This window comes from Citrobacter sp. Cpo089 (genome assembly GCF_030332695.1).
GTDB lineage: Bacteria > Pseudomonadota > Gammaproteobacteria > Enterobacterales > Enterobacteriaceae > Citrobacter > Citrobacter portucalensis.
The window spans coordinates 181,164-197,475 of record NZ_JAOWHJ010000054.1; the positions used below are offsets into that span (position 1 = coordinate 181,164).

At 52.0% G+C, this 16,312-nt stretch carries 14 protein-coding genes; 11 read left to right on the forward strand and 3 right to left on the reverse strand.

Annotated elements, in window-relative coordinates:
* The 3 genes from leuB to leuL form a co-directional block, all read right to left on the reverse strand.
* A complete protein-coding gene (gene leuB, locus OGX92_RS10815) occupies nucleotides 1-1,092 on the reverse strand; it encodes a 3-isopropylmalate dehydrogenase (RefSeq protein ID WP_003829570.1) in 1,092 nt (363 codons plus the stop codon).
* Complete coding sequence (leuA, locus tag OGX92_RS10820) at nucleotides 1,092-2,663, reverse strand: 2-isopropylmalate synthase (protein ID WP_003829569.1); 1,572 nt, start codon at nucleotides 2,661-2,663, stop codon at nucleotides 1,092-1,094. The genes leuB and leuA overlap by 1 nt, the downstream gene beginning before the upstream one ends.
* A gap of 90 nt (nucleotides 2,664-2,753) precedes the next feature.
* Complete coding sequence (gene leuL, locus OGX92_RS10825) at nucleotides 2,754-2,840, reverse strand: leu operon leader peptide (protein ID WP_048998978.1); 87 nt, start codon at nucleotides 2,838-2,840, stop codon at nucleotides 2,754-2,756.
* Nucleotides 2,841-3,494: 654 nt separating this feature from the next.
* On the opposite strand from leuL, the gene leuO reads away from it, so the two are divergent.
* The 11 genes from leuO (at nucleotide 3,495) to mraY (ending at nucleotide 16,312) form a co-directional block, all read left to right on the forward strand.
* Entirely contained in the window at nucleotides 3,495-4,442 is a 948-nt protein-coding gene (leuO, locus tag OGX92_RS10830) for a transcriptional regulator LeuO (RefSeq protein WP_020996231.1), read from the forward strand.
* A gap of 318 nt (nucleotides 4,443-4,760) precedes the next feature.
* Nucleotides 4,761-6,485, forward strand: a complete 1,725-nt coding sequence (ilvI, locus tag OGX92_RS10835; protein WP_003829567.1) for an acetolactate synthase 3 large subunit — start codon at nucleotides 4,761-4,763, stop codon at nucleotides 6,483-6,485.
* A gap of 2 nt (nucleotides 6,486-6,487) precedes the next feature.
* Nucleotides 6,488-6,979, forward strand: coding sequence for an acetolactate synthase small subunit (ilvN, locus tag OGX92_RS10840; protein WP_003829566.1), 492 nt, complete (start codon nucleotides 6,488-6,490; stop codon nucleotides 6,977-6,979).
* A 264-nt stretch (nucleotides 6,980-7,243) separates the two neighbouring features.
* The gene (cra, locus tag OGX92_RS10845) at nucleotides 7,244-8,248 is read left to right on the forward strand and encodes a catabolite repressor/activator (protein WP_003018794.1); all 1,005 of its coding nucleotides are present in this window, start codon (nucleotides 7,244-7,246) and stop codon (nucleotides 8,246-8,248) included.
* Nucleotides 8,249-8,861: 613 nt separating this feature from the next.
* The gene (gene mraZ / locus OGX92_RS10850) at nucleotides 8,862-9,320 is read left to right on the forward strand and encodes a division/cell wall cluster transcriptional repressor MraZ (RefSeq protein WP_286586537.1); all 459 of its coding nucleotides are present in this window, start codon (nucleotides 8,862-8,864) and stop codon (nucleotides 9,318-9,320) included.
* 1 nt (nucleotide 9,321) lies between these two features.
* Nucleotides 9,322-10,263 (forward strand): 16S rRNA (cytosine(1402)-N(4))-methyltransferase RsmH, encoded by a 942-nt coding sequence (gene rsmH, locus OGX92_RS10855; protein WP_003018789.1) that lies wholly within the window; start codon nucleotides 9,322-9,324, stop codon nucleotides 10,261-10,263.
* The gene (ftsL, locus tag OGX92_RS10860) at nucleotides 10,260-10,625 is read left to right on the forward strand and encodes a cell division protein FtsL (RefSeq protein WP_000625651.1); all 366 of its coding nucleotides are present in this window, start codon (nucleotides 10,260-10,262) and stop codon (nucleotides 10,623-10,625) included. The genes rsmH and ftsL overlap by 4 nt, the downstream gene beginning before the upstream one ends.
* A gap of 15 nt (nucleotides 10,626-10,640) precedes the next feature.
* Nucleotides 10,641-12,407 carry a peptidoglycan glycosyltransferase FtsI gene (gene ftsI / locus OGX92_RS10865; RefSeq protein WP_003829538.1) on the forward strand — a complete coding sequence of 589 codons (1,767 nt, stop codon included), beginning with the start codon at nucleotides 10,641-10,643 and terminating at the stop codon, nucleotides 12,405-12,407.
* Entirely contained in the window at nucleotides 12,394-13,881 is a 1,488-nt protein-coding gene (murE, locus tag OGX92_RS10870; RefSeq protein WP_003829536.1) for a UDP-N-acetylmuramoyl-L-alanyl-D-glutamate--2,6-diaminopimelate ligase, read from the forward strand. The genes ftsI and murE overlap by 14 nt, the downstream gene beginning before the upstream one ends.
* A complete protein-coding gene (gene murF / locus OGX92_RS10875; protein WP_003829534.1) occupies nucleotides 13,878-15,236 on the forward strand; it encodes a UDP-N-acetylmuramoyl-tripeptide--D-alanyl-D-alanine ligase in 1,359 nt (452 codons plus the stop codon). The genes murE and murF overlap by 4 nt, the downstream gene beginning before the upstream one ends.
* Nucleotides 15,230-16,312 carry a phospho-N-acetylmuramoyl-pentapeptide-transferase gene (gene mraY, locus OGX92_RS10880; RefSeq protein ID WP_003018774.1) on the forward strand — a complete coding sequence of 361 codons (1,083 nt, stop codon included), beginning with the start codon at nucleotides 15,230-15,232 and terminating at the stop codon, nucleotides 16,310-16,312. The genes murF and mraY overlap by 7 nt, the downstream gene beginning before the upstream one ends.

Here is a 16,312-nt window from a genome sequence, read left to right on the forward strand (position 1 = left end):
TTACACCCCTTCTGCGACGTAACGGGCAATGATGTCGCCCATTTCATCGGTACTGACTGCGGCAGCGCCACGGGCTAAGTCACCGGTGCGAATGCCTTCTTCTAATGCGCGGTTGATGGCGCTCTCAATTGCGGTTGCCGCATCATTGGCATCCAGGCTGTAGCGCAGCAGCAGCGCCAGCGACAGGATCTGGGCGATAGGGTTGGCAATATTTTTCCCGGCGATGTCCGGAGCGGAGCCGCCAGCAGGCTCGTACAAACCGAAGCCCTGCTCATTCAGGCTGGCGGACGGTAACATGCCCATTGAACCGGTGATCATGGCGCACTCATCAGACAGAATGTCACCAAACAGGTTAGAGCACAGCAACACGTCGAACTGGGATGGATCTTTAATTAATTGCATAGTCGCGTTGTCGATGTACATATGCGCCAGTTCAACGTCCGGGTATTCATTAGCAATTTCATTGACAATTTCGCGCCACAGAATAGACGTTTGCAGTACGTTAGCTTTATCAATCGACGTAACTTTACGGCGACGTTTGCGAGCGGATTCAAACGCGATACGCGCAATACGTTCGATCTCGAAACGGTGATAAACCTCGGTATCAAAGGCTTTTTCATGTTGTCCGCTGCCTTCGCGGCCTTTTGGTTGACCGAAGTAAATCCCGCCAGTCAGTTCGCGTACGCACAGGATGTCGAAACCGTTCGCGGCAATATCTGCGCGCAGAGGGCAAAACGCTTCCAGCCCCTGGTAGAGCTTAGCCGGGCGCAGGTTGCTGAATAATTTGAAGTGTTTACGCAATGGCAGCAGTGCGCCACGCTCTGGCTGCTGGTTTGGCGGCAGGTTTTCCCATTTCGGGCCGCCAACGGAGCCAAACAGAATGGCGTCAGCTTGTTCACAGCCTTCAACCGTTGCAGGTGGCAGCGGCTGACCGTGGTTATCGATAGCGGCACCACCCACGTCGTAGTGGCTGGTGGTAATGCGCATATTAAAGCGGTTGCGGATTGCGTCCAGTACCTTCAGGGCTTGCGCCATCACTTCCGGGCCAATACCGTCACCCGGCAAAACAGCAATATGATAATTCTTCGACATCACACGGTTTCCTTGTTGTTCTCGTTGTTCTGAGCTTTGCGTTGCAATTCTTTTTCGACTTCTTCGGCGCGCCAGATGTTGTTCAGCACATGCACCATCGCTTTAGCAGAAGATTCGACGATATCTGTCGCCAGACCGACGCCGTGGAAACGACGACCGTTATAGTTGGCAACGATATCCACCTGACCCAGAGCATCTTTACCGTGCCCTTTGGCGGTCAGGCTGTATTTCACCAGTTCGATGTTGTACTCAGTTACACGGTTGATAGCCTGATAAATAGCATCGACTGGACCGTTACCGTTCGCCGCTTCGGCTTTAACTTCTTCACCGCAGGCCAGCTTGACGGAGGCGGTGGCGATGTCGTTTGAGCCGGACTGCACGCTGAAGTAATCCAGACGGAAATGCTCTGGCTCTTCCTGCTGTTTATTAATGAAGGCCAGCGCTTCCAGGTCGTAATCAAATACCTGACCTTTTTTATCCGCCAGTTTCAGGAATGCGTCATACAGGTTGTCCAGGCTGTATTCATTTTCTTTATATCCCATCTCGTCCATACGGTGTTTCACCGCGGCGCGTCCGGAACGGGAGGTCAGGTTCAGCTGTACCTGGTTCAGACCAATGGATTCAGGCGTCATGATTTCGTAGTTTTCACGATTTTTCAGTACGCCGTCCTGATGGATGCCGGAGGAGTGGGCAAAGGCGCCGCTACCGACAATGGCTTTGTTTGCCGGAATAGGCATGTTGCAGATTTGGCTGACTAACTGACTGGTACGCCAGATCTCCTGGTGATTGATGCGGGTCTGTACATTCAGGATATCTTTACGCACTTTGATCGCCATGATCACTTCTTCCAGTGAGCAGTTACCGGCGCGTTCGCCGATACCGTTCATCGCGCCTTCCACCTGACGCGCTCCGGCGTGAACGGCTGCCAGCGCGTTGCCGACGCCCAAACCTAAATCATCATGGGTGTGTACGGAGATGATGGCTTTATCGATATTTGGTACGCGTTCATACAGGCCAGAAATGATTGCCCCAAATTCGAAAGGCATGGTGTAACCGACGGTATCGGGGATGTTAATGGTTTTGGCACCCGCGTTAATAGCAGCTTCAACAACGCGAGCCAGATCGGCGATAGGGGTACGGCCTGCATCTTCGCAGGAGAACTCCACGTCATCGGTATAATTACGCGCACGCTTAACCATGTAGACCGCGCGCTCAATGACCTCATCCAGCGTACTGCGTAATTTCGTCGCGATGTGCATCGGCGAGGTGGCGATAAAGGTATGAATACGGAAAGCTTCAGCAACTTTCAGCGATTCTGCGGCAACATCGATATCTTTTTCTACGCAGCGTGCTAAGGCGCAAACGCGGCTGTTTTTAACCTGACGAGCAATGGTCTGAACTGACTCAAAGTCGCCCGGTGAAGAAACGGGGAAACCCACTTCCATCACGTCAACGCCCATACGCTCAAGGGCCAGCGCAATCTGCAGTTTTTCTTTCACACTCAGGCTTGCCTGTAACGCTTGTTCACCATCGCGTAAGGTGGTATCGAAAATAATGACTTGCTGGCTCATGGTTTAGGTCCTTGGTTTCTTAGGGCGCCTTGCTTCGAGCATAAAAAAACCCGCGCAACGGCGCGGGTTTTTGTCTTAACTGGAGCTGACTTAATGCTGAATGTCGTCCACCAGTCTACCGCGCAATGAAGATGCGTTTAGTAGTAGTAGACCGTTGAAACGAGCAATGTAAGTCATCAATTAAGCTCCAGGCGAATGCGATATGCTTTTAGTGGTACTGGATATGAAGACTGATGTCAACCCTCACCCTAGCAAATGCCTCACTTGAGGGGGGAAGTTTCGGCAAAACTTAAGCGAATTGTGCTGAATTTTTTGGGGTACATAAAATTAATCAGTTGATGGTTGTACATGTTTTTCATGGTTTGACATATTTGAGCATAATTATTTGCATTTATTGTAACGGCGAACTGGAGAAAACTCCGCCTCTGGGATTTTTTATCCTCATGATTTATTTGTTTTTATAGTGACTATGAATGGGTTGGAACGGTGTGATACCACATAATTGATAAATTAATGTTAACTTTTAATGTATTAATAATATAAACATTTAATTAAAACTTAAATATACATTCACTGTATGTATGATTGTGTATTCGCCGCGCTTATGGTTATATTGTTTTTGAAATTTAAACATATGAATCACCGTGCAGTGACACCTGCCACACTGCGCTCGCATTGGTCTTTTGTTCATTTAGGTTTGTGCCTTTATGTTTTCCTAATTTTAATGTTTTTTCTTTTTCTCATCTTATATGTATGGTAAATCATATTAACGGAGATTATTTCTTCACTCCGTCTGGGAAAAGGGAGTTTAGAGTGACAGTGGAGTTAAATATGCCAGAAGTAAAAATAATAGATAAAACAAATATTATAGATATGGGGAAGCCACAGCTTCGCATGGTTGATCTTAATTTATTAACCGTCTTTGATGCGGTGATGCAAGAACAAAACATTACCCGTGCCGCGCATACTTTGGGGATGTCGCAACCCGCTGTCAGTAATGCGGTTGCGCGCCTGAAAGTGATGTTTAATGATGAGCTTTTTGTTCGTTATGGACGCGGTATCCAGCCGACAGCAAGAGCCTTCCAGCTATTTGGTTCTGTTCGCCAGGCATTGCAATTAGTGCAAAATGAACTGCCTGGATCGGGCTTTGAACCAGCCAGCAGCGAACGCGTATTCAATCTTTGCGTGTGCAGCCCATTGGATAATATCCTGACGTCATTGATTTATAATCGGGTTGAGCAAGTTGCACCAAACATTCATGTCGTATTTAAATCTTCACTCAATCAAAATACAGAGCATCAATTACGTTACCAGGAAACTGAATTCGTTATTAGCTATGAAGAGTTCCGACGTCCTGAATTTACTAGTATTCCGTTATTCAATGACGAAATGGTGTTAGTGGCAAGTAAAAAGCATCCGCGCATTAGCGGCCCTTTACTGGAAAGTGATGTCTATAATGAACAGCATGCGGTGGTGTCACTTGATCGCTTCGCATCATTCAGCCAACCGTGGTATGACACACCGGATAAACAATCCTGCGTGGCTTATCAGGGCATGGCATTAATTAGCGTTCTTAATATTGTGTCGCAAACGCATTTGGTCTCTATTGCGCCACGTTGGTTAGCAGAAGAATTTGCCGATTCTTTAGAACTACAGATCTTGCCTTTACCGTTAAAATTGAACAGCCGCACATGCTATCTTTCATGGCATGAAGCCGCAGGCCGGGATAAAGGGCATCAATGGATGGAAGAGCTGTTAGTCTCCGTTTGTAAGCAGTAGCATTTGGCAGAGTAAACCGGGCGGTACATCCTGTTTATTCTGCTTTTAAGTTTATAACTGAAATTTTATGCTGAACTCTATTTTTTACGTCTGTCCAAAAGTGTCAAAAAATAGAGTAATTGCTGTAAGCTCCCATTTTTAAGCGATTTTTTATCATACTGATTGCTTATGCTGGTTTAATTCTCCGTTTATTCGCGTCTTTCCTCCTTTTTATTCTTATTTACTCCAGTGCCACCCCTTCGGAGTCAATTGCCATGCGTCATCGTCAGCGGTTAATGTGTTGTTAAACCGTAATTCATTATAAGAGTGAGGCAAGCCATGGAGATGTTGTCTGGAGCCGAGATGGTCGTCCGATCGCTCATCGATCAGGGTGTGAAGCAGGTATTCGGTTATCCCGGGGGGGCCGTTCTCGATATTTATGATGCGCTGCATACGGTCGGCGGTATTGATCATGTGCTGGTTCGCCATGAACAAGCTGCGGTACATATGGCTGATGGCCTTGCGCGCGCCACGGGAGAAGTGGGTGTTGTATTAGTTACCTCCGGACCGGGGGCGACCAACGCGATTACCGGAATCGCAACGGCTTACATGGATTCCATTCCGCTGGTGATCCTCTCCGGACAGGTCGCAACGTCGCTGATTGGCTACGATGCCTTCCAGGAGTGCGACATGGTAGGTATATCCCGCCCGGTGGTAAAACACAGCTTCCTGGTCAAACAAACGGAAGATATCCCACAGGTGCTGAAAAAAGCCTTCTGGCTGGCAGCAAGCGGTCGCCCAGGACCGGTGGTGGTGGATTTGCCGAAGGATATTCTGAATCCGGCGAAGAAACTGCCTTATAGCTGGCCGGACTCGGTGAGTATGCGCTCGTATAATCCGACGACGACGGGACATAAGGGACAGATCAAACGGGCGCTACAGACGCTGGTCGCGGCGAAGAAACCGGTTGTCTATGTGGGCGGTGGAGCGGTCAATGCTGCTTGCCATGAGCAGTTAGCTCAGATTGCTGAAGCGCTGAATCTGCCGGTTGTCTCCTCGCTAATGGGGTTGGGCGCGTTTCCGGCCACGCATCGTCAGGCGCTGGGTATGTTAGGGATGCACGGTACCTACGAAGCGAATATGACCATGCATCATTCCGATGTGATCTTTGCTGTCGGCGTTCGCTTTGACGATCGAACGACGAATAACCTGGCAAAATATTGTCCGAATGCGACCGTGCTGCATATCGACATCGATCCGACCTCTATTTCTAAAACCGTTACTGCGGATATTCCGATTGTGGGTGATGCCCGTCTGGTGCTGGATCAAATGCTCGAACTGCTGGAGCAGGAGAAATCACAGCAGCCACTGGATGATAACCGTGACTGGTGGCAACAGATTGAGCACTGGCGCGCCCGTCAGTGTCTGAAATATGACACGCAAAGCGAAAGCATTAAGCCGCAGGCGGTGATTGAAGCCATCTGGCGTCTGACGAAAGGGGAGGCGTATGTGACCTCTGACGTTGGCCAGCATCAGATGTTTGCCGCACTTTATTATCCGTTCGATAAACCGCGTCGCTGGATTAACTCAGGCGGCCTCGGCACGATGGGATTCGGTTTACCCGCGGCGTTAGGGGTGAAAATGGCGTTGCCGGATGAAACGGTAGTGTGCGTCACCGGGGATGGCAGTATTCAGATGAATATCCAGGAGCTGTCGACGGCGCTGCAGTATGAACTGCCGGTGCTGGTGCTCAACCTTAACAACCGTTATCTCGGCATGGTCAAACAATGGCAGGACATGATCTACTCCGGGCGTCACTCCCAGTCTTACATGCAGTCGCTGCCCGATTTTGTGCGCCTTGCTGAGGCTTATGGGCATATCGGTATCCAGATTAATCATCCAGATGAACTGGAGAGCAAGCTGGGTGAAGCGCTGGAGCATGTGCGTAACCATCGCCTGGTGTTTGTCGACGTCACCGTCGACGGCAGTGAGCATGTCTACCCGATGCAGATTCGTGGGGGTGGGATGGATGAAATGTGGCTAAGCAAAACGGAGAGGACCTGATTATGCGCCGGATATTATCAGTATTGCTGGAAAACGAGTCGGGTGCATTATCGCGGGTGATTGGCCTCTTCGCCCAGCGTGGTTACAACATTGAAAGCCTGACCGTCGCGCCGACCGATGACCCGACCTTATCGCGGATGACGATTCAGACGGTAGGGGATGAGAAAGTCCTTGAGCAGATCGAAAAGCAGCTCCACAAACTGGTGGATGTTCTGCGCGTTAGCGAGCTGGGGCAGGGTGCCCACGTTGAACGAGAAATCATGCTGGTGAAAATCCAGGCCAGCGGTTATGGCCGGGAGGAGGTGAAACGCAACACGGAGATTTTCCGCGGGCAAATCATCGACGTGACGCCGTCTATCTACACAGTACAACTGGCGGGCACCAGCGACAAGCTGGATGCGTTTCTGGCAACCCTACGTGAAGTCGCCAAAATTGTGGAAGTTGCTCGTTCCGGTGTGGTGGGACTCTCCCGTGGCGATAAAATTATGCGCTAATCGTCAACCGTAGGCCTGGTAAGCACAGCGATATCAGACCTCATCGTGGAGGTCATGCCGGATAGCGGCATAAACGTCTTATCCGGCCTACATGTAACGTACCCGTTTGCGCTGATGCTACCTGCTGCGCTTTTTTTTGCGAAATCAGCAGTAACCAGAGACAAAAGCGGTTGCCGCAGTCATTATTCTGCGCTTAGATGTTAAGAAGTTTAACCCATGCCATCTAAAAGGTTATGGTTTGTACATTTTACGCAAGGGGCAATTGTGAAACTGGATGAAATCGCTCGGTTGGCCGGCGTTTCGCGAACGACTGCAAGCTACGTTATTAATGGCAAAGCAAAGCAATATCGCGTAAGCGACAAAACGGTTGAAAAAGTCATGGCGGTGGTGCGTGAGCATAATTACCACCCGAATGCCGTGGCGGCCGGGCTGCGTGCTGGACGCACACGTTCTATCGGGCTGGTGATCCCGGATCTTGAGAACACAAGCTATACCCGGATCGCAAACTATCTGGAACGCCAGGCGCGTCAGCGTGGGTATCAGCTGTTGATTGCCTGCTCTGAAGATCAGCCGGATAACGAAATGCGCTGTATTGAGCATCTTTTACAGCGCCAGGTCGATGCCATTATTGTGTCGACTTCTTTGCCGCCTGAGCATCCGTTCTACCAACGCTGGGCAAACAGTTCATTCCCGATTGTGGCGCTGGACCGTGCACTGGACCGCGAACATTTTACCAGCGTTGTGGGTGCGGATCAGGATGATGCGGAAATGCTGGCAGAGGAGTTACGCAAATTCCCTGCTGAAACCGTCCTCTATCTGGGCGCGCTTCCTGAATTATCCGTCAGTTTCCTGCGCGAGCAGGGTTTTCGTACCGCGTGGAAGGACGATCCGCGTGAAGTCCATTTCCTGTACGCCAACAGCTATGAGCGGGAAGCAGCTGCGCAGTTGTTTGATAAATGGCTGGAAACGCACCCAATGCCTCAGGCGTTGTTTACCACGTCGTTTGCCCTGTTGCAGGGCGTGATGGATGTGACCCTGCGTCGTGATGGGCAACTGCCGTCTGATTTAGCGATTGCGACTTTTGGCGATCACGAACTGCTCGACTTCTTACAGTGCCCGGTACTGGCAGTGGCACAGCGCCATCGCGATGTCGCAGAACGCGTGCTGGAGATTGTACTGGCAAGTCTGGACGAACCGCGTAAACCAAAACCAGGTTTAACGCGTATACGGCGTAATCTGTACCGTCGTGGTATTCTCAGCCGTAACTAAGTTTCCTCAATTGATGACGTCGGCGGGATAAGCCTCTGACGTCTTCAATTTTTCTATTCTCAGAAATAACCGCATTATATTTAAGAATATTCTTTAGAATTATCTGAAATTCATTCTTGAAATACCTCGAATTAAAAATGCAACTATCCATTTTTGGGTTATTGATACGTAACGACGCGTTACGCTTGTATTATTTTGTTACATGCTTGTATAGATTTGCCGAATTAACAAACACTTTGCTCTCGTATTGCGGCCATCTGGTGCTTACCTCGACTCTGCGCGGCGTACAGACCGATTAACTGGTACTGTTAACTCGCTGCATATTGTCCTAAAATGCCGCTCGCGTCGCAAACTGACACTTTATATTTTCTTTGGATGATATTCAGTTGTTTTAAACAATGATGAGTTGTTGGATTTTTTTCTTACAAATATTCATGACGTTAATTTGCTTCGTTTGCTGTACGGAATTTGTTCAACGCTGATATTAGCCGTAAACAATGGGTTTTTTGCTCCGCTAAGCGCCGTGACTTGCTTGACAAGGTTTTCCTCCGCTCCGTAAACTCCTTTAAGTGGGAATTTGTGGGATAAAGTGGTAATTGGGGGTGAGGCTGGCATGTTCCGGGGAGCAACGTTAGTTAATCTCGACAATAAAGGGCGCTTATCCGTGCCTACCCGTTATCGGGATCAACTGCTTGAGAGCGCTACCGGTCAAATGGTTTGCACCATTGACATCCATCACCCGTGCCTGCTGCTGTACCCCCTGCCTGAATGGGAAATAATCGAGCAGAAGCTATCGCGTCTGTCGAGCATGAATCCAGTTGAGCGTCGCGTACAGCGCTTATTGTTGGGTCATGCCAGCGAATGTCAGATGGATAACGCTGGTCGATTACTGATAGCACCCATTCTGCGGCAACACGCAGGGCTAACGAAAGAAGTGATGCTGGTTGGGCAGTTCAATAAGTTTGAGCTGTGGGATGAAACGACCTGGTATCAACAGGTCAAGGAAGATATCGACGCTGAGCAGTCTGTTACTGGCGCGTTGTCGGAACGATTGCAGGATTTGTCTCTATAAAATGACGGAAAATTATAAACATACAACGGTGTTGCTGGATGAAGCCGTAAACGGCCTGAATATTCGTCCAGACGGCATCTACATTGACGGGACATTTGGTCGCGGTGGTCACTCACGTCTGATCCTCTCCCAGCTTGGCGAAGAGGGACGTTTACTGGCAATCGATCGCGATCCGCAGGCTATTGCCGTTGCAAAAACGATTACCGATCCCCGTTTCTCCATCGTACATGGACCTTTCTCTGCGCTGGCTGACTATGTCGCCGAGCGTGGACTGACCGGTAAGATCGACGGGATTCTTCTCGATCTGGGCGTTTCTTCACCGCAGCTCGATGACGCAGAGCGCGGTTTCTCGTTTATGCGTGACGGTCCGTTAGACATGCGTATGGACCCAACACGCGGTCAGTCAGCGGCCGAATGGCTGCAAACCGCCGATGAAGCAGACATTGCCTGGGTGATTAAAACCTTTGGCGAAGAGCGCTTCGGCAAACGCATTGCGCGCGCCATCGTCGAGCGCAACCGCATCGAACCGATGACCCGCACCAAAGAGCTGGCGGAAGTCATTGCGGCGGCAATGCCGGTGAAGGACAAATTCAAACATCCCGCGACCCGTACCTTCCAGGCGGTGCGCATTTGGGTGAACAGTGAACTGGAGGAGATAGAGCAGGCGCTAAAAAGCTCGCTCAGCGTGCTGGCTCCAGGTGGTCGCCTTTCGATCATCAGTTTCCATTCGCTTGAAGACCGCATTGTGAAACGCTTTATGCGTGAACAAAGCCGTGGCCCTCAGGTACCGGCTGGAATACCGATGACCGAAGCGCAGATCAAAAAGCTGGGCGGCCGTGAGTTAAGAGCACTAGGCAAGATGATGCCGGGTGAAGAAGAGGTAGCTGAGAATCCTCGTGCCCGTAGTTCAGTTCTGCGTATCGCAGAGAGGACGAACGCATGATCAGCAGAGTGACAGAAGCCCTAAGCAAAGTTAAAGGATCGATAGGAAGCAACGAGCGCCATGCCTTGCCTGGCGTGATCGGTGACGATCTTTTGCGGTTCGGGAAGCTGCCACTCTGCCTGTTCATTTGCATTATTTTGACGGCGGTTACCGTCGTGACAACAGCCCACCATACGCGGTTACTGACCGCGCAGCGTGAGCAGCTGGTTCTGGAGCGAGATGCGCTGGATATCGAATGGCGTAACTTGATCCTTGAGGAGAACGCGCTCGGCGACCATAGCCGTGTTGAACGGATCGCAACGGAAAAGCTGCAAATGCAGCATGTCGATCCCTCACAAGAAAATATCGTAGTACAAAAATAAGGATAAACGCGACGCATGAAAGCAGCGGCAAAAACGCACAAACCAAAACGCCAGGAAGAACAAGCCAACTTTATCAGTTGGCGTTTTGCGTTACTGTGCGGCTGTATTTTGCTGGCACTGGGTTTTCTGCTGGGGCGCGTTGCCTGGCTGCAAATCATCGCACCGGACATGCTGGTGCGTCAGGGTGATATGCGCTCTCTACGCGTCCAGGAAGTGTCTACATCACGCGGAATGATTACCGACCGCTCTGGTCGCCCGCTGGCGGTGAGCGTTCCGGTTAAAGCTATATGGGCCGACCCGAAAGAAGTACATGATGCAGGCGGCGTGAGCGTTGGCGAACGCTGGAGAGCGCTGTCAACCGCGCTGAATCTCCCGCTCGATCAACTGGCTTCCCGCATTAACGCTAACCCGAAAGGGCGCTTTATCTATCTGGCGCGTCAGGTAAACCCTGACATGGCCGACTACATCAAGAAACTGAAGCTGCCGGGTATCCACCTGCGCGAAGAATCCCGCCGTTACTATCCTTCCGGAGAAGTGACTGCTCACCTCATAGGCTTTACTAACGTTGACAGCCAGGGGATTGAAGGCGTTGAGAAGAGCTTCGATAAGTGGCTCACCGGACAACCGGGTGAACGTATTGTACGTAAAGACCGTTATGGCCGCGTCATTGAAGATATCTCCTCTACCGACAGCCAGGCGGCGCATAACCTCGCGTTGAGCATTGATGAGCGTTTACAGGCACTGGTTTACCGCGAACTGAATAACGCCGTGGCGTTCAACAAGGCGGAGTCAGGCAGTGCGGTACTGGTGGATGTAAACACCGGTGAAGTGTTGGCCATGGCCAACAGTCCGTCCTACAACCCGAACAATCTCACCGGTACGCCAAAAGACGCGATGCGTAACCGTACCATCACAGACGTGTTTGAACCGGGTTCTACCGTTAAACCGATGGTGGTGATGACCGCGCTGCAGCGTGGCGTGGTACGCGAAAATACCGTCCTCAACACTATCCCTTACCGAATTAATGGTCACGAAATCAAAGACGTGGCGCGTTATAGCGAATTAACCCTCACCGGGGTTTTGCAGAAGTCGAGTAACGTCGGTGTTTCCAAGCTGGCGTTAGCGATGCCGTCCTCAGCGTTAGTAGATACTTACTCACGTTTTGGGCTGGGAAAAGCGACCAATTTGGGGTTGGTCGGAGAACGCAGTGGCTTATATCCTCAAAAACAACGGTGGTCTGACATAGAGAGGGCCACCTTCTCTTTCGGCTACGGGCTAATGGTAACACCGTTACAGTTAGCGCGAGTCTATGCAACGATCGGCAGCTACGGCGTTTATCGTCCACTGTCGATTACCAAAGTTGACCCTCCTGTTCCGGGCGAGCGTATCTTCCCGGAAGATACCGTGCGTACCGTCGTGCATATGATGGAAAGCGTGGCGCTGCCCGGCGGCGGCGGCGTGAAGGCGGCGATTAAAGGCTATCGTATCGCCATTAAAACCGGTACAGCGAAAAAAGTAGGGCCAGATGGCCGCTACATCAACAAATACATTGCTTATACCGCAGGTGTTGCGCCTGCGAGTCAGCCGCGCTTCGCGCTGGTTGTTGTTATCAACGATCCGCAGGCGGGTAAATACTACGGTGGCGCCGTTTCCGCGCCGGTCTTTGGTGCCATCATGGGCGGCGTACTGCGTACCATGAACATCGAGCCGGATGCGCTGACAACGGGCGATAAAAATGAATTTGTGAATAATCAAGGCGAGGCAACAGGTGGCAGATCGTAATTTGCGCGACCTTCTTGCTCCATGGGTGCCGGGTGCACCGGAGCGAGCACTGCGGGAGATGACGCTTGACAGCCGTGTGGCTGCATCGGGCGATCTCTTTGTCGCAGTATTGGGTCATCAGGCGGACGGGCGTCGGTATATCCCGCAGGCGATAGCGCAAGGTGTGGCTGCCATTATTGCAGAAGCAAAAGATGAAGCTACTGATGGTGAAATCCGTGAAATGCACGGCGTTCCGGTCATCTATCTCAGTCAGCTTAACGAACGTTTATCTGCACTGGCAGGCCGTTTTTACCACGAGCCTTCTGAGAAAATGCGTCTGGTCGGTGTGACCGGGACCAACGGTAAAACTACCACCACCCAATTGCTGGCACAGTGGAGCCAACTGCTTGGCGAAACCAGCGCGGTAATGGGAACAGTAGGCAATGGCCTGCTGGGCAAAGTGATCCCGACGGAAAATACCACCGGTTCAGCAGTTGATGTCCAGCATGTGCTGGCGGGGCTAGCAGCGCAGGGCGCAACGGTTGGCGCGATGGAAGTCTCTTCACACGGTCTGGTTCAGCATCGCGTGGCGGCGCTGAAGTTTGCCGCATCAGTATTTACTAACTTAAGCCGTGACCATCTCGACTACCACGGCGACATGGAACATTACGAAGCCGCGAAATGGCTACTGTATTCCACGCACCATTGCGGTCAGGCCATCGTCAATGCGGATGATGACGTCGGTCGTCGCTGGCTGGCGAAACTCCCGGATGCGGTTGCCGTTTCGATGGAAGACCACATCAACCCGAACTGTCATGGTCGTTGGTTAAAAGCGGTTGACGTGAAGTATCACGACAGCGGGGCAACGATTCGTTTTACCTCCTCATGGGGCGACGGCGAAATTGAAAGCCGCCTGATGGGGGCGTTTAACGTCAGCAATCTTCTGCTGGCGCTGGCAACGCTGTTGGCACTGGGCTATCCGTTAGCTGATTTACTGAAAACGGCGACACAATTGCAGCCGGTTTGCGGACGTATGGAAGTGTTCAGCGCGCCGGGTAAAACCACCGTGGTGGTTGATTACGCCCATACGCCAGATGCGCTGGAAAAAGCGCTGCAGGCGGCACGTTTGCACTGTACAGGCAAACTGTGGTGCGTCTTTGGCTGCGGCGGCGATCGCGACAAAGGCAAACGTCCGTTGATGGGCGCAATCGCCGAGCAGTTTGCAGATGTTGTCGTGGTGACTGATGACAACCCACGTACCGAAGAGCCGCGCGCCATTATTAACGACATTCTGGCGGGTATGCTGGATGCCGGACAGGCGAAGGTGATGGAAGGGCGCGCAGAAGCGGTGACAAACGCCATTATGCAGGCGAAAGAAAACGACGTGGTGCTGGTGGCCGGGAAAGGTCACGAAGATTACCAGATCGTTGGCTCGCAGCGTCTCGACTATTCTGACCGCGTGACCGCAGCGCGTCTGCTGGGGGTTATCGCATGATTAGCGTAACGCTCAGCCAACTGGCGGAGATCCTCCGTGGCGAACTGAAAGGGGCCGATCTGACCCTTGATGCCGTAACAACCGATACGCGTAAAGTGACGCCGGGCTGCCTGTTTGTGGCGCTGAAAGGCGAACGCTTTGATGCCCATGATTTTGCAGACAAAGCGCAAGAGAGCGGGGCGGGTGCGCTGCTGGTCAGCCGCCCGTTGGACACCAACCTGCCGCAGCTGATTGTTAAAGATACGCGTCTGGCGTTTGGTGAACTGGCGGCGTGGGTTCGCGCTCAGGTTCCGGCGCGCGTTGTCGCGCTGACCGGCTCATCCGGTAAAACGTCCGTCAAAGAGATGACGGCTGCCATTCTGAGCCAGTGTGGTAACACCCTATATACCGCGGGCAATCTGAATAACGACATCGGCGTACCGATGACGCTGCTGCGCTTAAACAACGATTACGACTATGCCGTGATTGAGCTCGGCGCCAACCATCAGGGCGAAATCGCCTGGACCGTCGGCCTGACGCGTCCGGAAGCGGCGCTGGTGAACAACCTGGCCGCCGCGCACCTGGAAGGCTTCGGCTCTCTGGCGGGCGTTGCGAAGGCAAAAGGTGAGATTTTTACCGGCCTGTCTGCGAACGGTATCGCCATTATGAATGCCGACAACAACGACTGGTTGAACTGGCAAAGCATCATCGGCGATCGCAAAGTCTGGCGCTTCTCCCCGAATGCGGCCAACAGCGACTTTTCTGCGACCAACGTTCATGTGACCTCGCATGGCACGGAATTTTCTCTGCAAACGCCGACCGGAAGCATTGATGTCCTGCTGCCGTTGCCGGGTCGCCACAATATCGCTAACGCCCTTGCGGCGGCGGCGCTTTCTATGGCGGTAGGCGCGACGCACGAGGCGATCAAAGCGGGTTTGAAAGATCTGCAGGCGGTACCAGGACGTCTGTTCCCGATTCAACTCGCAGAAAATCAGCTGCTGCTGGACGACTCCTATAACGCGAACGTCGGTTCGATGACCGCAGCGGTGCAGGTGCTGTCTGAAATGCCGGGCTATCGCGTACTGGTCGTTGGCGATATGGCAGAGCTTGGCGCAGAAAGTGAAGCATGCCATGTACAGGTAGGTGTTGCTGCGAAAGCAGCAGGTATCGACCGTGTACTGAGTACAGGAAAACTGAGTCAGGCAATTAGCGACGCCAGTGGCGTTGGCGAACATTTTGCGGATAAAAGCGCGCTGGCCGCGCATCTTAAAGCATTGATTGCAGAACATCAGGTCATGACGATTTTAGTGAAGGGTTCACGTAGTGCCGCCATGGAAGAGGTAGTACGCGCATTACAGGAGAATGGGACATGTTAGTTTGGCTGGCCGAACATTTGGTCAAATATTATTCAGGCTTTAACGTCTTTTCCTATCTGACGTTTCGCGCCATCGTCAGCCTGCTGACCGCGCTGTTCATCTCTTTGTGGATGGGCCCGCGCATGATTGCCCGCTTGCAAAAAATGTCCTTTGGACAGGTTGTACGTAACGACGGTCCTGAATCGCACTTTAGTAAACGTGGTACGCCAACCATGGGCGGGATCATGATCCTCACCGCGATTGTTATCTCCGTTCTGTTGTGGGCATATCCGTCGAACCCGTACGTATGGTGCGTGCTGGTGGTATTGATTGGCTACGGCATTATCGGTTTTGTCGATGACTACCGCAAAGTGGTGCGAAAAGATACCAAGGGCCTGATTGCCCGCTGGAAGTACTTCTGGATGTCGGTGATTGCGCTGGGTGTAGCCTTTGCGCTGTACCTCGCCGGTAAAGATACCCCGGCTACCGAGCTGGTGGTGCCGTTCTTTAAAGATGTCATGCCGCAGTTGGGGCTGTTCTACGTGCTGCTGGCGTACTTCGTGATTGTGGGTACTGGCAACGCGGTAAACCTCACCGATGGCCTGGATGGTCTGGCGATTATGCCGACCGTGTTCGTGGCAGCGGGTTTTGCGCTGGTGGCATGGGCGACCGGTAACATGAACTTTGCCAACTATCTGCACATTCCCTATTTACGCCATGCCGGTGAGTTGGTGATCGTCTGTACGGCGATTGTCGGCGCGGGGTTAGGCTTCCTGTGGTTTAACACCTATCCGGCGCAGGTCTTTATGGGCGACGTCGGTTCGCTGGCGCTGGGCGGCGCGCTGGGCATTATTGCCGTGCTGCTGCGTCAGGAGTTCCTGCTGGTAATCATGGGCGGCGTATTTGTTGTGGAAACGCTGTCGGTCATTTTGCAGGTTGGCTCCTTTAAGCTGCGCGGACAGCGCATCTTCCGTATGGCGCCGATTCACCATCACTATGAACTGAAAGGCTGGCCGGAACCGCGCGTAATTGTGCGCTTCTGGATTATTTCGCTGATGCTGGTGCTGATTGGCCTGGCAACGCTGAAGGTACGTTAA

Excerpts from the sequence above, each read along its gene's own strand:
- leuB (WP_003829570.1), bottom strand. The coding sequence starts at position 1,092 with ATGTCGAAGAATTATCATATTGCTGTTTTGCCGGGTGACGGTATTGGC.
- leuA (WP_003829569.1), bottom strand. The coding sequence starts at position 2,663 with ATGAGCCAGCAAGTCATTATTTTCGATACCACCTTACGCGATGGTGAA.
- leuL (WP_048998978.1), bottom strand. The coding sequence starts at position 2,840 with ATGACTTACATTGCTCGTTTCAACGGTCTACTACTACTAAACGCATCT.
- leuO (WP_020996231.1), top strand. The coding sequence starts at position 3,495 with ATGCCAGAAGTAAAAATAATAGATAAAACAAATATTATAGATATGGGG.
- ilvI (WP_003829567.1), top strand. The coding sequence starts at position 4,761 with ATGGAGATGTTGTCTGGAGCCGAGATGGTCGTCCGATCGCTCATCGAT.
- ilvN (WP_003829566.1), top strand. The coding sequence starts at position 6,488 with ATGCGCCGGATATTATCAGTATTGCTGGAAAACGAGTCGGGTGCATTA.
- mraZ (WP_286586537.1), top strand. The coding sequence starts at position 8,862 with ATGTTCCGGGGAGCAACGTTAGTTAATCTCGACAATAAAGGGCGCTTA.
- rsmH (WP_003018789.1), top strand. The coding sequence starts at position 9,322 with ATGACGGAAAATTATAAACATACAACGGTGTTGCTGGATGAAGCCGTA.
- ftsL (WP_000625651.1), top strand. The coding sequence starts at position 10,260 with ATGATCAGCAGAGTGACAGAAGCCCTAAGCAAAGTTAAAGGATCGATA.
- ftsI (WP_003829538.1), top strand. The coding sequence starts at position 10,641 with ATGAAAGCAGCGGCAAAAACGCACAAACCAAAACGCCAGGAAGAACAA.
- murF (WP_003829534.1), top strand. The coding sequence starts at position 13,878 with ATGATTAGCGTAACGCTCAGCCAACTGGCGGAGATCCTCCGTGGCGAA.
- mraY (WP_003018774.1), top strand. The coding sequence starts at position 15,230 with ATGTTAGTTTGGCTGGCCGAACATTTGGTCAAATATTATTCAGGCTTT.